At 71.0% G+C, this 13,596-nt stretch carries 10 protein-coding genes; 2 read left to right on the top strand and 8 right to left on the bottom strand.

The genetic code is table 11. The features are described from left to right. Window positions 1–110 precede the first annotated feature (110 nt). From ABZV34_RS13605 to ABZV34_RS13620, 4 genes are all read right to left on the bottom strand, one after another. Complete coding sequence (locus ABZV34_RS13605; protein WP_356274629.1) at window positions 111–1,778, bottom strand: LCP family protein; 1,668 nt, start codon at window positions 1,776–1,778, stop codon at window positions 111–113. Between the two features lie 310 nt (window positions 1,779–2,088). Continuing rightward, complete coding sequence (locus ABZV34_RS13610; protein WP_356274631.1) at window positions 2,089–2,394, bottom strand: hypothetical protein; 306 nt, start codon at window positions 2,392–2,394, stop codon at window positions 2,089–2,091. Between the two features lie 682 nt (window positions 2,395–3,076). After that, a complete protein-coding gene (locus tag ABZV34_RS13615) occupies window positions 3,077–3,715 on the bottom strand; it encodes an HAD family phosphatase (protein WP_356274634.1) in 639 nt (212 codons plus the stop codon). A 570-nt stretch (window positions 3,716–4,285) separates the two neighbouring features. After that, window positions 4,286–4,834 (bottom strand): acyl-CoA thioesterase, encoded by a 549-nt coding sequence (locus ABZV34_RS13620; RefSeq protein WP_356274637.1) that lies wholly within the window; start codon window positions 4,832–4,834, stop codon window positions 4,286–4,288. Between the two features lie 120 nt (window positions 4,835–4,954). Here ABZV34_RS13620 and ABZV34_RS13625 point away from each other — a divergent pair, with 120 nt between their 5' ends. Beyond that, window positions 4,955–6,259 (top strand): LCP family protein, encoded by a 1,305-nt coding sequence (locus ABZV34_RS13625; protein ID WP_356274640.1) that lies wholly within the window; start codon window positions 4,955–4,957, stop codon window positions 6,257–6,259. A gap of 124 nt (window positions 6,260–6,383) precedes the next feature. Here ABZV34_RS13625 and ABZV34_RS13630 read toward each other — a convergent pair whose 3' ends face one another. Beyond that, on the bottom strand, window positions 6,384–7,961 hold the full coding sequence (locus ABZV34_RS13630; protein WP_356274741.1) for an LCP family protein: 1,578 nt from the start codon (window positions 7,959–7,961) through the stop codon (window positions 6,384–6,386). Between the two features lie 72 nt (window positions 7,962–8,033). Here ABZV34_RS13630 and ABZV34_RS13635 point away from each other — a divergent pair, with 72 nt between their 5' ends. Then, window positions 8,034–9,068, top strand: a complete 1,035-nt coding sequence (locus ABZV34_RS13635; RefSeq protein ID WP_356274642.1) for a glycosyltransferase family 2 protein — start codon at window positions 8,034–8,036, stop codon at window positions 9,066–9,068. A 109-nt stretch (window positions 9,069–9,177) separates the two neighbouring features. Here ABZV34_RS13635 and ABZV34_RS13640 read toward each other — a convergent pair whose 3' ends face one another. The 3 genes from ABZV34_RS13640 to ABZV34_RS13650 all read right to left on the bottom strand — a co-directional run bounded on the left by ABZV34_RS13640 (window position 9,178) and on the right by ABZV34_RS13650 (window position 13,560). Further along, window positions 9,178–10,929 carry an LCP family protein gene (locus tag ABZV34_RS13640; protein ID WP_356274645.1) on the bottom strand — a complete coding sequence of 584 codons (1,752 nt, stop codon included), beginning with the start codon at window positions 10,927–10,929 and terminating at the stop codon, window positions 9,178–9,180. Between the two features lie 245 nt (window positions 10,930–11,174). After that, complete coding sequence (locus ABZV34_RS13645; RefSeq protein ID WP_356274648.1) at window positions 11,175–12,494, bottom strand: LCP family protein; 1,320 nt, start codon at window positions 12,492–12,494, stop codon at window positions 11,175–11,177. A 313-nt stretch (window positions 12,495–12,807) separates the two neighbouring features. Continuing rightward, a complete protein-coding gene (locus ABZV34_RS13650) occupies window positions 12,808–13,560 on the bottom strand; it encodes a TIGR03089 family protein (protein ID WP_356274651.1) in 753 nt (250 codons plus the stop codon). Between the last annotated feature and the right edge of the window lie 36 nt (window positions 13,561–13,596).

Genomic DNA, 13,596 nt, shown 5'->3' on the forward strand with positions numbered 1-13,596 from the left:
GGCACGCCGTACGTCCGGACCACGGGCACGCCGAAAGGGGCCGCAGCTCCGCACGGAGCTGCGGCCCCTTCACGTGTGCGCGTTCCGCCGGCGCGGTCAGCGCGTCCCGCTCACCCCCAGGTGAACCCCTGCTGGACCTCCATGCAGGCGTCCTCCTTGTCACCGCTCAGCACGGCGGCGGACTTGGGTGCCTTGGTCGGCTGCGCGGATGCCGGATAGGTGTTCCCGGTACGCCAGTCCGCGCCCACGATCATCGTGACTCCCGAGACGTCGGTCGACTTGCGCACCGAACTCACCGGCACCCCCATCGCCTTGGCCACCGCCTGGGCGTCGCCCTCCAGGTCGGTGCTGGGGTAGAGGACGGTGGTCTCGGCCTCGGGCGTCAGTTCCGTGTCCTTCGTGGCCTGGGTGAACCCCTTGCCCCGCAGGGCCTGTTCGACCGCGAGGGCCCGCTGGGGCGTCGGGGCGAGGCCGTTCACCCCGGTGCCGTTGCGGACCTGTACGGCGATCTGGCCGTCCGGGGCCGCGGGGTCCTTCGATGTCTGCTCGGCCTTCGGCTTCGCGCCGTGGCCGTTCAGCGGAGTGTCCTTACGGATCATGGAGATGAGCTGGTCGGCGTCACCGGGCAGGGGCACCAGCCGGTTGTGGTCCTGCGACCACTGCTCCGTGGGCAGCGTCGTCATCGTGATGCCCTTGGTGGGCACCCGCTTGAAGTCCTCGGACAGGTCGTACAGCTTCTTGACCGTTCCCAGGCCCTCGTCGACCGTGAGCGCCTTCGTCGCGGTCTCCGCCAGGCTGCGCATCTCGTCGGGGTTGCTGAGCGTCGCGTTCTCGCGCAGCTGGCGCACCATCGAGTTCATGTACATGTGCTGGGCGTGGGTACGGCCGAGGTCGGTGCCGTCCTCGAAGCCATAGCGGGTGCGCAGCCACTGCAGGGCCTGCTTTCCCTTGACCGGCGTGGTGCCCGCCTTCAGCTTCAGTCCGGATCCGTGGCCGTCCGAGGTGTGCGAGTAGACGTTCTGCCGCACGCAGACCGGGACGCCTCCGATGGCGTCCGCCATCGACACGACTCCGGAGAAGTCGACCATCATGAAGTGGTCGATGTGGATGTCGGTGAGCTTCTCCCAGGTGGCGACCGTGCAGCCGGGACCGCCGCGGCCCAGCGATTCGTTCGCCATGGACAGGGAGAGCGGCTCGTACACCTGGTGGGTGTGCGGGTCGGTGCACTTGGGGATGGGGATCATGGTGTCGCGCGGGAGGCTGACCACGGACATGTTGCTGCGGTCGGCCGAGACGTGCACCAGCATCTGCACATCCGCGAGCGGCGGGCGGCCCACATCCCCCTTGGAGCCGCCCAGCTTGAGGTCCTCCGCGGTGTTCCGGCTGTCCGAGCCGATCATCAGGATGTTCAGCGGACTCTGACCGGCGGCGTTCGCGCTCGCCTTGGGCGCGGCGTTGTCACCGAGGTTGAGCTTGTCCTTCTTGATGTTGCTGTTGAGGTGCTCGTAGTAGAGGTAACCCGCGCCGGCGGTCCCCAGTATCACCACCGTCAGCGTCATCGCCGACCAGCGCAGTATTCGCCGCTTCGGGCGCGGGGGTCTCGACTCCGCTCCGGGCCCGCGGCTGCCGCCCTGCGGCTCGCGGTCGTCGGACCGCCCCCGTGAGCCCTCTTTGTGCCGTCTGCCGTCCGCGCCCTGCGCCTCGCCCGCCCCACCGGGTTCGTCGCCGCGCCGAGTGTGCGGCAGAGCCCCTTCTCCGCGCACGCTGCTTCGTGTCATTCTCCTGCCCCTCCCGCCCCCGGCATCCTCACCGCGGCTTCGTCTCGCGTCCCGGCACACGTCCTAGTACGGACCGGGGCAACCATGTCGCCTTCCCCCCTCGACTCGGCCCAGTGCCCCGGAAAGCCAGGGCACAGGCCGGGCGAAGTCTCGGCCACGGCACTTTTCGTGGCGTCGCCGCGCTCCTCCACTCAGTGAGACGCAGAATCGGCCCCCGAGGTCACCGGACGCACCTGACCTCGTTGGTTTCCGACCGTGGAACGCCGGGCCGGTGCCTTCGCCGGAGCGACGACCGGTACGCCCCCACACCTCAAGTCCCCACCGAGGGCGGCGCGATCGCCGGCGGTTCCCGAAGGTCGCTCTCGCTCCCGCCCGGCTTCAGGACCGGTGCCGCACGCCTCCTGACGCCGGCCGGTTCGCGCGCCTGGCCGGCCTGGTCAGGAGCGTACTCCAGCGTTGTCCTCCGCTGTTTCGCGGCGACGGCGACGGCGGTGGCGGCGGCGGAGCGGGGCCCTTGAGCCCGGCCGCGTCCGTCGGGCGGCCCCGCGCGGTGGGCGCCGACGTCCGGGACCTCGGCGACGAGGTCCCGGGGGATGCTCGGCGCCATCGCGCTCACGCTCGCGCTCGTATGCGCGCTCGCGGTCGTGGTCGTCCGGTCCGCCGAGTGCCGAGCCGGACTTCGTCGTGCGGTGGGAGACACAGAGGAGAAGGCTGGTGTCCGCGAGGCCGAAGCGGACGGCGTTCGCGCCGGCGGCCGGGACGCGCGCCGGGGCGTCTCCGGTGTCCGGCACCCCCTGCTGCGACGCGTCGATGCTGCCCGCCCATCCACGGCCCTGTGTGTCCACGGCCGTCTTGTCCTCCGTCGGGGCCACGCGGTGTACCGGCCCCCAAAGCCCCTCGGTAGGTCATGCGCTCGGGCGGCGACTCGTGGTCCAGCGCGCCGGATCGCTCACACTATCGGCCAGGTCGAACGCCGAGCGACGGCGGTGAGTAAGGCCACTCCCGTACAACCGGTCAATTGGCCCGATTCCAGGGAATAACGACCGTTCCTTGGCGCGTGCTTTACTCGCGGGTGTCCGTCGGCGGCCGAGGTCCCACGGAACGCCGGGCACCGGCTGCGCTGGTCAACGGGGCTTCGGCCAGGCGGGTTTGGGGCCCCGGCCAGGTGACGCCACCCGAGCCCGAACAGGGGCGTGGGCGTTCCCGGACTCGCCGCGCGACGTGCGCCGGAGGCACAGCGGCCGTGCGCCCGGCCGGCCGCCGTGGGCTGAAGGGCCGGAGCCCGTGCCGGCCGGGCGTCACAGGGTGGCCAGTGCGCGGCGAAGGTCCTCGGGACCGCGGTAGTGGACGGCCCGCATCCCGAGCGCGGACGCCGCCTCCACGTTCTCCAGGGTGTCGTCCACGAACAGGCAGCGCTCGGCCGGAACTCCGGCCCGCTCGACGGCGATGTCGTAGATGCGCCGGTCGGGCTTGGCGATGCCCACCCGCGCGCTGCTGACCACGTGGTCGGCGAGATCCGTCAGACCCAGGACCTCCAGGTCCTCCTCCAGCTGCACCGAGGTGTTGGTGACGAGGACCAGGGGCACCTGGGCGCGGGCCCCGCGCAGCAGCGACACCACCGCCGCGTCCGCCCGGAACGGCGTCCGGACGAGCGCCCCGCCCAGCTCCCGGGCCGTCGCCTCGGACACCAGCCCGGCCAGACCCCGTACGGCAGAGCGTGCCCACTCGTCCGGCGTGATCCGCCCGACCACCAGCGGCAGCACCGTGTCCGGTGCGAAGGCCAGCTTCATGGTGGTGCCCTCGGCCAGTCCGGCGTCGCGCTCCAGCGCGTTCAGGCGGGACGGGTCGTAGACGCGGATCACGTTGTCGACGTCGCACAGCACCGCGTCGAAGGGGCGACCGCCCGGGGTGGGGCGGGAGGCGGGAGAGAGGGTCATACCGTCACCCTGACATCCGGCCCCGCGAACCCCGCGACCAGGGCCACCGACGACACCCCGACGCCGCTCCGGAGGTCTCGGGCCCCCTCCCGGCCGGGCACCTTCCCAGCCCCGCGAGTCTCCGGGCCTGTGGTGTGCGGCGCGGCGACCTGGTGACCCATGCGGCCCAGTGGCCTGGGGCCCCGCGGGCCATCGCCCCTCCCGGTCGCGCAGGCCCACGGCGTACCGGGCCGAGCGGCACCCCGTCAGGGGCGCGGGGAACTGCGCGCGCAACCACACCCCACCCGCACCCGAAGAACCCACACCCCGGGCCGTACGCACTCGGAACTCCAGCGATCCCGTACGCCCCGACCCAGACGCCCTGGTTCTTCGAAACCTCGGGCCCGCGTGTTCTTCGTGACCCAGGGCTCCGGTGTTCTGTGTTCTTCGCAATGCCGGACTCCGGCGTCCCGAACACCGGGCTCCGGTGTTTTTGTAACCCCGGGCTCGGCCGCCCCGATCACCCAGGGCTCCGCGGGTGTTCGGGACCCGTAAACCCCGGAACCCACCCTCCCCACGCCGCCCGAGGCCCTACGCGTCCAGCCCGTCCGCCACGCGCTTCTCGCGCAGTTCCATGATCGCCCGGCGGCGGGCCAGCCGGTGGGTGCGGCGGATCTGGGCCTCCTGGTAGCGGCGCTCGTCCCGCTCGGTCTCCGGGAGGACGGGCGGGACGCGGCGCGGCTTGCCGTCGGCGTCGACCGCGGTGAAGACGAGATAGGCCGAGCCGACCTGCTGGAGCGGCGTGGACTCGTTCCACCGCTCGGTGAGCACGCGGACGCCGACCTCCATCGACGTCCGGCCCGTCCAGTTGACCTGGGCCTTCACATGGACGAGGTCGCCCACGCGCACGGGCTCCAGGAAGGCCATCTCGTCCATGGAGGCGGTGACCGCGGGCCCGCCGGAGTGCCGCCCGGCCACCGCGCCCGCCGCGTCGTCCACGAGTTTCATGATCACTCCACCGTGCACCGTGCCCAGAAGGTTGGTGTCGTTGTGGGTCATGATGTGGCTGAGGGTGGTCCGGGACGCGGAGGTCGGCTTACCCGGAATGTCGGATTCCGTGGTGGGCGCCTGGTCTGTCATGCCCTCCACCCTATGTGGGGTGCGGACACGGTCCGCTTTGCATCAGCTCTGCAACAGGCGTGACCCAGATCTCCCCCCTCTCTTGTTAGGCACCTGGTGCGGCCCTGCACACTGGTCCGCATGAACGATTGGCCCGACGGGTGGGACGACAGCCGCAACAACGGCGGCAACCGTTACGGTCGCGGCAGCGCGGGCGCACAGCCCGAGAGCGCCCGCGTCATGCGGCAGGTTCGGCGTGGTCCGGCGTCGCCCGGACCGGGCCCCGGCGCCCCGCCCTACGGCGGAGTGCCCCAGCAGCCGACGTACGGCGACGGCCAGGGGTACGGCGACGGCTACGACAACGGATACGACTCCGGCTACAACACCGGTCATGTCTACGGATCGCCGAACGGCCCCGGAGGCCCGCAGGGTCCCGGCGGCACCGGCACCCGGGATCCGCGCCCCGCGCCGAACTGGCGGCGCCGGATCAAGTGGACCGCGATCACGCTGGTCACGCTCTTCGTCGTGGTCTCCGTCGGCACGTACTTCTGGGCGGACTCCAAGCTCCACCGTGACGTGGATCTGTCGAAGGTCATCGACCGTCCCGAGGCGGGCAAGGGCACGAACTACCTGATCGTCGGCTCCGACAGCCGCGCCGGAATGTCCGCCGAGGACAAGAAGAAGCTGCACACCGGGTCCGCCGAGGGCAAGCGCACGGACTCCATGATGATCCTGCACACCGGCGACAACGGCTCCACGCTGGTCTCGCTGCCCCGCGACTCGAACGTCGAGATACCGAGCTACAAGGGCTCCGACTCGGGCAAGACGTACCAGGGCACCGGCCGGCACGTGAAGCTGAACGCGGCGTACGCGGAGGACGGCCCCGAACTCCTCGTGCGGACCGTCGAGTTCAACACCGGTCTGCGCATCGACCACTACGTGGAGATCGGCTTCGGCGGCTTCGCGAAGATCGTGGACGCGGTCGGCGGCGTCGACATGACCCTCGACAAGGGCTTCAAGGACAAGTACTCCGGCGCCGACTTCAAGGCGGGCAAGCAGACGCTGAACGGCGAGCAGGCCCTCGCCTTCGTCCGCACCCGGCACGCCTTCGCCGCCTCGGACCTGGAGCGCACCAAGAACCAGCAGAAGTTCCTGGCCGCCCTGGCCCACCAGGTCGCGACCCCGTCCACGGTCCTGAACCCTTTCGCGCTCTACCCGACTATGGGCGCGGGCCTGGACTCGCTGACCGTCGACAAGGACATGAGCCTGTGGGACCTCGCGGACATGTTCTGGGCGATGAAGGGTGTCACCGGCGGTGACGGCAAGTCCATGAACATGCCGATCTCCGGATCCACGGGCGGCAACCTCGTCTGGGACAAGACCAAGGTCAAGGCGCTGGTCGACGAGCTGAGGAACGACGACAAGGTCACGGTCTCGGGCAACTGAGGACCCGACGCCCCGCACACCTGACAGGGCCCCGCCGAGCGCATCGGCGGGGCCCTCTCACGTACTCACGTACCGGCCCCGCCACCAGCCTCCGTGGACAGAACACCCAGAACACCCAGAACACCTAGCGGCACAGCACCTCGTCGCCGGTCACCACGGGGGACGACTCCCCCGGGGCCGGAGCGTCCACCCGTACCCGTCTGACCTCCTTGAAGTCCGCTCCCGCGAGCACCTTCAGCACCGGCCCCTGCCGGTCGACCGCGCGCAGCTCGCTGCCGGGCAGCGCCGCCGCCAGGGAGCGCGCGGAACGGTCCCAGCGCGGGTCGTACGTGATGACGGTGTGCTTCAGGCCCGACTCCTGCGCGGTGGCGGGCTGTCCGGTCGTACGGAACCCGGTGGCGGCGAGCGCGCCGTCCACCCGCCTGCCGAGGCCCTCGGTGGAGGTCGCGTTCTCCACCTGGACGTGGATCTGCTGCGGGGCCACCTCGACGTGCGCGACCGCGCTGCGCACCGGCGCCTGGTGCGGCGGGGCGAGCGGCTTGTCGTCGCGCAGCGACCGGAAGAGACGGGAGGCCTTCGGTTCGTCCCACTTCAGCGTCGAGCCGATGCCCTTGACGGCGAAACCCATCTGCCCGATCGGCACGGTCGTGAACTCGGAGGAGGAAGGGGAGAAGTTACGCATCGCCCGGCCGAGGTCCAGCAGCTCGTCGGTGCCGAAGCCCTTGTCCGCGCGGACCGAGCCGAGCACGGCCCGGGTGACGTCACGGAACCTCAGCGGGTTCAGCAGCACCCCGGAGGAGGTGGCCCGGCCGATCAGCGCCGCCAGGAACCGCTGCTGGCGCTGCATCCTGCCGAGGTCGGAGGCACCGTCGACATGCCGGGAACGCACGTACTGCAGCGCCTGCCCGCCGTTCAGCTTGTGCGGGCCGGCCGTCAGGTCGAGTCCCGTGTAGGAGTCCTTCAGGGGCCGCGTGGTGCAGATGTCGACGCCCCCGAGCACGTCCACGGTCTTCATGAAGCTGGTGAAGTCGACCTCCAGGTAGTGGTCGATCTTCAGGTGGGTCATGTTCTCGACGGTGCGCACGGTCAGCTGCGGACCGCCCTCCGCGTACGCCGCGTTGAGTTTGATCGGGTGCGGGGTGTGCTGCGCGCCGGTGGTCTGGTCGATGTGCGCGGGCGTCTCGGCGTACGAGTCGCGGGGCAGGCTGACGACGCTGGCGCGTTCCTTGTCCGCCGCGATGTGCACGATCATGATCGTGTCGGTGCAGTGGCAGGGCGCGCCGCCCAGGCGGTACTTGCGCCGCTCCCTCTCCGTGATCCCGTCGCGGCCGTCGGTGCCGACCAGCAGGACGTTCATGCCGTGGCCCGCCGCGGGACGGTTCTTCATGTCCTTGAAGGGGTCGACCCGGGCGATGTCCTCGTCGAGGCTGGTGACCACCGCGTGCCCGATGCCCGCCGAGGCGAGGACCACCACCGACAGCGTGGTGATGACCCGCATGGCCCAGCGCGGCTTCTTCCTCCGTACGGGGGGCCGCGCCGGAGGCCGCCGGGTACGGGACGGCTGCGGGCGGCCCTGGAGAGGAGGCCGCCGCGGACGGGCGGGGTCGGGAGCATGGGGCGGGGCGGCGGAGCGGGGCGACGTGGGCAAGGGGGACACCTCCGCGAGGCTGGGCGTGGGGATGCGTGAGCACGGTAGGCAGATACGATCTCCTGCCCGGCCCGTAGGCAGGGCGGCGCGCGCCCGTGTCCCCCATTCGCGGTAACGTGACGTCCGATGAGCGAGAAGTCTGGCGTGCAGCCCCCCGCCGTATCCGTGATCATGCCGGTCCTCAACGAGGAGAGGCACCTTCGCGGAGCCGTCCAAGCGATCCTGGCGCAGGAGTACGACGGTGAGATGGAGGTGGTGATCGCCATCGGTCCGTCCACGGACCGTACGGACGAGATCGCCGCCCGGCTCGTGGCCGAGGACCCGCGCGTGCACACCGTGCCGAACCCGACCGGCCGCACCCCCGCCGCGCTCAACGCGGCGATCAAGGCGTCCCGGCACCCCGTCGTCGTCCGCGTCGACGGGCACGGCATGCTCTCGCCGAACTACATCGCCACCGCCGTCCGTCTCCTGGAGGAGACCGGCGCGCAGAACGTCGGCGGCATCATGCACGCCGAGGGCGAGAACGACTGGGAGCACGCCGTCGCCGCCGCGATGACCTCGAAGATCGGCGTGGGCAACGCGGCCTTCCACACGGGCGGGGAGGCCGGACCGGCCGACACCGTGTACCTCGGCGTCTTCCGGCGCGAGGCGCTGGAGCGGCAGGGCGGCTACAACGAGGAGTTCATCCGCGCCCAGGACTGGGAGCTGAACTTCCGGATCCGGGAGGCGGGCGGCCTCATCTGGTTCTCGCCCGAGCTGAGGGTGTCGTACCGGCCGAGGCCTTCCGTCAGGGCCCTCGCCAAGCAGTACAAGGACTACGGGCGCTGGCGCCATGTCGTCGCCCGCTACCACGAGGGCTCCATCAACCTGCGGTACCTCGCCCCGCCGACCGCGGTGTGCGCGATCGCGGCGGGCGTCGTGGTGGGCGCGGCCCTGACGCCCTGGGGCTTCCTGATCCCCGGCGGCTACCTCGCGGCGATAGCCGCGGGTTCGCTGCCCGCGGGCAAGGGGCTGCGGGCGAAGGCCCGCCTGCAGATCCCCGTGGCCCTCGCCACCATGCACATGTCCTGGGGCTTCGGCTTCCTGACCAGCCCGCGAGCGCTGGCCAGAAGGGTGATCGCCTCACGGCGTCCCGCCGTACGGGAGTCCGCCGCCACGTGAGACGGAGGGCTCGCCGGCACGCGTGCGCGCCGGCGAGCCCTCCCCGCCTCGAGCTCCACGCGGGTCCGCCCTGCGCCCGGATGGACGTACGACGGACCCGTCAGGTCATCTACGAGGCACACTTCACCTTGTCTGCCGTGGACTTGTCGACGTCAGGCGCCTTCGCCGCGGCGGTGAGCGGCTCTCCGGCGCCCTTGAAGTCCTTGCCCAGCGTCAGCGTCATCGCGGGCAGCCCCTGGGCGTTGATCACGCTCTTGCCGGGCTTCAGCGCGGATCCCGACAGCCCCATGATCGCGGCCAGCTTGCGTGCCTGAGCCGCCTGGTCGGGCGCGTACTCCAGCGTGGTCTTGCTCAGTACCGCGGGCGCGTTGCCCGCGTTCTCGGACTTCTGCACGCCCTCGGAGTTCTGCAGCCAGGCGAGGGTCAGCTGAGCGGAGCCGCCGGCGGCCCCACCGTTGAGGATCCGCACCCGGACCTCGGAGGCCGCGGACTTGGTGCCCTGGAGACGGGCGGCCTGGGCGTCCTTCGCCGCCTTCTCCTTCTTCTTCACCTCGGTGAAGGAGACGTCGTTCTTGATCGCGTCGAAGACGTCGGGGGCCGCGGCCGGATTGACGATGACCGTCTTGTGGACCTTGCCGTCGGCCGGGTTGTCGAGCACCGGCACCGTCATGAAGCTGATGTTCTTCGGCGGCACCTTCTTCAGCTCCAGGGCCACGTCCTTGAGCGTGCTGACGTTTCCTATGCCCGTGTCCACCGTGAGCGCCCTGGTGGCCGCCTCGGCCAGGCTGATCAGCTTGGTGGGACTGGTGAGGGTGTCGCTGGAGCTCATCTTGCGCATGAGGGAGGCCAGGAACTGCTGCTGCACCTTGATCCGGTCCAGGTCGCCCTCGTTGCCCCAGCTGTGGCGGGTGCGGACGAACGCCAGCGCCTGCTCACCCTCGACCTTGCTCTTGCCCGCGGGCAGTTTGAGGTGCGAGTCCTTGTCGTTGACGGGATGCGCGAGGCAGACGTCGACGCCCTGCACGGCCGTCGTCAGCGTCTTCACCGCGTTGAAGTCCGCCATCATGAAGTGGTCCACCGAGATGCCGGTGAGCTCCGTCACCGTACGCATGGTGCAGCCCGGGTCGCGGCCGTCCTGCCCCAGGCTGATGTTGAAGCGGACGTTGTCCGTGCCCGGGATCACCTTGGTACTGCCGTCGGGCTGTTTGGTCGGGCAGTCCGGGACGTTCGCGATCAGGTCACGCGGGATGCTCAACGCGGTCGCGTTCGTACGGTCCTTGGAGACATGCAGCAGGATGTTGGTGTCGGCGTGCCCGACGCTGTTCGCGTCGCCGTAGCCCTCGTTGCCCTTACCGGTGCGCTTGTCCGTACCGATGATCAGGATGTTGAAGGCCTCGTCCTTGCTGAAGCCCTTCTTGCCCGCGGTGCCGACGTCCGTCGTACTGACGTTGCCCTCGAGGTGCTTGAGGTACAGGTACCCCGCGGCCGACACGGCGACCAGCACGAAGGCCATCGATCCGCCGGTCCACAACAGGACCTTCTTCGCCTTCGACTTCTTGGGCTTGGTCCGCGTCCGGCGGCGGCCCGGCGGCGGCTCGGGCGGGGCGCCGCGGCGTCGGCGCGGCCCGGGCACATCGGTGCCGGGTGGCGCGGGAGTGTCCCGCTCCGGCGCCGTACGCGCGCGTTGTCCCGGCCTCGCTCCCGCCCCCGTCGGCGCGGGGGTGCCGCGACGCGGTCTCGGGACTCCCGACTGCGGTGCGGAAGCGCTCAGTCGCAGTTCGTATTCGCCGGTGTTCGGGTTGAGCACCCACTGGTCTGCGGGATCGATATTGTCCGCCCGCCCACGGCCTTGCGCGTCCACGGTTGTCTGAATCCTCCGTCGGGGCCACGCGGCGCCCTTCCCCCTCAAGGCGCTCGGGTCTCTCGGTCCAACAGTGCGCGACCGCCAGGACAGACCTCGTGGCCGGGTGCACCGGATCGCTCACACTATCTGCCCAGGTCAGTGTCGAGCGACGACGGTGACGAATTCCACTTGCTACAACTGGGCAATCCGCCCTATTTCTCGGGGACTTCTTAGCTCAGCAGTTCCCGTCCTTGGCGCACGCTTTACCCGCAGGCGTCCTCGGCCGCCGTGTTCCCCCGGAAAGTCGGCGCGGGGGGAGGGGTGCCGGCGGGGGAGAGGGCCTGTTCGACCGGCCACTTCACGTCGCCGGTCAACTGCTCTACGTAGTCGAATGCGAACTCGTACGCGCCTTCACCGCGCCCCTCGAACGAGTTCCGCGCGGACTTCGGACGGCCTTTTGCCGTATTTCCGCTCTTCACTCCGGGATCCTCCGGAACGTCCGCGGGAGAACCCTTCGAAAGGCTCTTGGTGACCGCCACCGGTGTGTCCGAACGCAGCCGCGCGAAGAGCTGGGCCGCCTCGGGCTCGACGAGTTGGTCGCGATTGGCGTTGTAGGCGTACGACGCCCGGGGCACCGTCAGGAATTGCACCTGTTCCACAGGAATGTCGCGCATGCCGCGTACCAACTGGTACAGCCCGCGCAGGCTCGCCAGAGCGGGGTCCGTGGTGAGCGAGGAGGTGGCCGCGTCGAGAACGGGATAGAGCTTCGCCGGATTCAGCAGGACGTCGTTGCTGCGCACCTTGTTGACGAGCGCGCCCAGGAACCGCTGTTGCCGGTCCATCCGGTCGGTGTCGCTGCCGTTGCCGATGCTCTTGCGGGCGCGCACGTAGCCGAGGGCCTGTTCGCCGTTGAGCGTCACCTCGCCCGCGGGCAGCCGCAGCTTGGCGTCCTTGTCGTCGATGGGCTGCTTCAGGCAGACCTGGACACCGTCCACCGCGTCGACCATGTCCTTGAAGCCGTGGAAGTCGACGACCATGTGATGGTCGACGCGGATGTTCGTGAGCTTCTCGACGGTCCGGATCGTGCAGGCCGAACCGCCCACCTCGAAGGCGGAGTTGAACGCCGCGAACACCGGCCCGCTGCGGGTGCCGTCGGGGCGGCGGCAGTCCGGCAGGTGCACCATCAGGTCGCGGGGCAGCGAGACGGCGGTCGCGCTGTGCCGGTTCGCGGCCAGGTGGAGCAGGATCGTCGTGTCGGAGCGCTCGGTCCCGGAGTCGCGGCCGTACTTCCGGTTCCCCTTCCCCGAGCGCGAGTCCGATCCGATCAGCAGGATGTTCTGCGCGCCCCGCACGAGCGCGGTGGGCCGCTCCTTCTCGTACCGGGCGAGCTCGGCGGCCGCGTCGTCGTCCGCCGTGATGTTCCCGTTCAGCTTCTCGTACACGGCCCAGCCGGTCCCGCTCGCGGCCAGCACGAAGACGCCGAGCCCCAGGGACGTGTTGCGCAGCCACAACCGCCGACGCCGCCGGGCGAGCCCGGTTCCGGTGGCCGACGCCCCCGCTCCCGGCCCTGCGCTGTCGGTCACGTCGGGGAACCCCCTCCTGGCGTACGGGCGCGTCGTGCCGCGGTGTTCCTACGACCATGGCCCGCCCACCCCCCGAAGACGCTCCGCTGATAGCCCGAACGAGCGACACCCCGACCCCGGCATCCGGCCTGCCCCAGGGCGCGGGCCCCGGCGCCCACGCCGGAGGGTGCTGGACGCGCCTTCCCAGGGGCGCGGGGAACCGCGCAACCAGCCCGGCCACACCCGACCGGCACCGAACAGCAGACCCTGCCCCCGGCGTCCCCGGCGTCCCCGGCGTCCCCGGCCCCCGGGCCAAGCCGCCGCCCAGACCCCGCTAACGGACCACCGTCACCCGCTCGCTCTCCACCCGCTTCGCCAGCCCTTCCTCGCCCAGCAGCTCGAGGTGCCGGCACAGCACCACGGACGCACCGGTCGACAGCGGCGAGTACAGCCCCGCGCTCAGCCCCTCCCAGGTGTCGTACGCGAGCCCCGACAGGATCCGCGAACCCGGCCCCGTCAGCCCGAGCGAGGGCGCGCCGGACCGGGCCCGCTCCACGACCTCGGCCCCCGTGTACTCCGCCCCGGCGACGATCAGCGCTGGCTCCTCCGGGTCCACCGCCGCGTACGGCACGAACCGGTCCCCCTGGCCCGGCACCTCCACCGCGTAGTCGGCGAAGCCCGCCGGCGGCTGCGGGAAGCGCCCGCCGAGCGGCCGCAGCGCGAGCGCGATCCGCTCCCCGGAGCAGGCGCGCGCCGCCTCCAGCGTGTCCGGCCCGCTGACCACGAGGTCGGCCGCGGCGGGGTCGCCGCCCACGTCCGCGACCACGCCCACCGACGAACACGCGAGCAGCCACACCGCCGTCTGCCAGTGCGCGGGCAGCAGCAGCGCCAGCCGGTCGCCGGGCTCGGCGGACAGTTCGCCCTGGAGCAGGTTGGCGGTCTTGGCCACCCAATTGGCGAAGGTGGCCACGGACAATTCGACACGTTCACCCGTGGCGTCGTCGTAGAAGGTCACCAGCGGGCGTGCGGGGTCCGCGGCGAGCGCGGATCGCAGCAGGTCGGCAGGGGTGCGATCGATGGCGTTCACGCGCAGAAGCGTACGCGGACCCCGCGTCCGGGACGG

The sequence above is a fragment of the Streptomyces sp. NPDC005195 genome (assembly GCF_040608315.1).
Lineage (GTDB): Bacteria > Actinomycetota > Actinomycetes > Streptomycetales > Streptomycetaceae > Streptomyces > Streptomyces kaempferi.

Coding starts and splice junctions, on each gene's coding strand:
- ABZV34_RS13605 (WP_356274629.1), bottom strand. CDS start 1,778: ATGACACGAAGCAGCGTGCGCGGAGAAGGGGCTCTGCCGCACACTCGG.
- ABZV34_RS13615 (WP_356274634.1), bottom strand. CDS start 3,715: ATGACCCTCTCTCCCGCCTCCCGCCCCACCCCGGGCGGTCGCCCCTTC.
- ABZV34_RS13620 (WP_356274637.1), bottom strand. CDS start 4,834: ATGACAGACCAGGCGCCCACCACGGAATCCGACATTCCGGGTAAGCCG.
- ABZV34_RS13625 (WP_356274640.1), top strand. CDS start 4,955: ATGAACGATTGGCCCGACGGGTGGGACGACAGCCGCAACAACGGCGGC.
- ABZV34_RS13635 (WP_356274642.1), top strand. CDS start 8,034: ATGAGCGAGAAGTCTGGCGTGCAGCCCCCCGCCGTATCCGTGATCATG.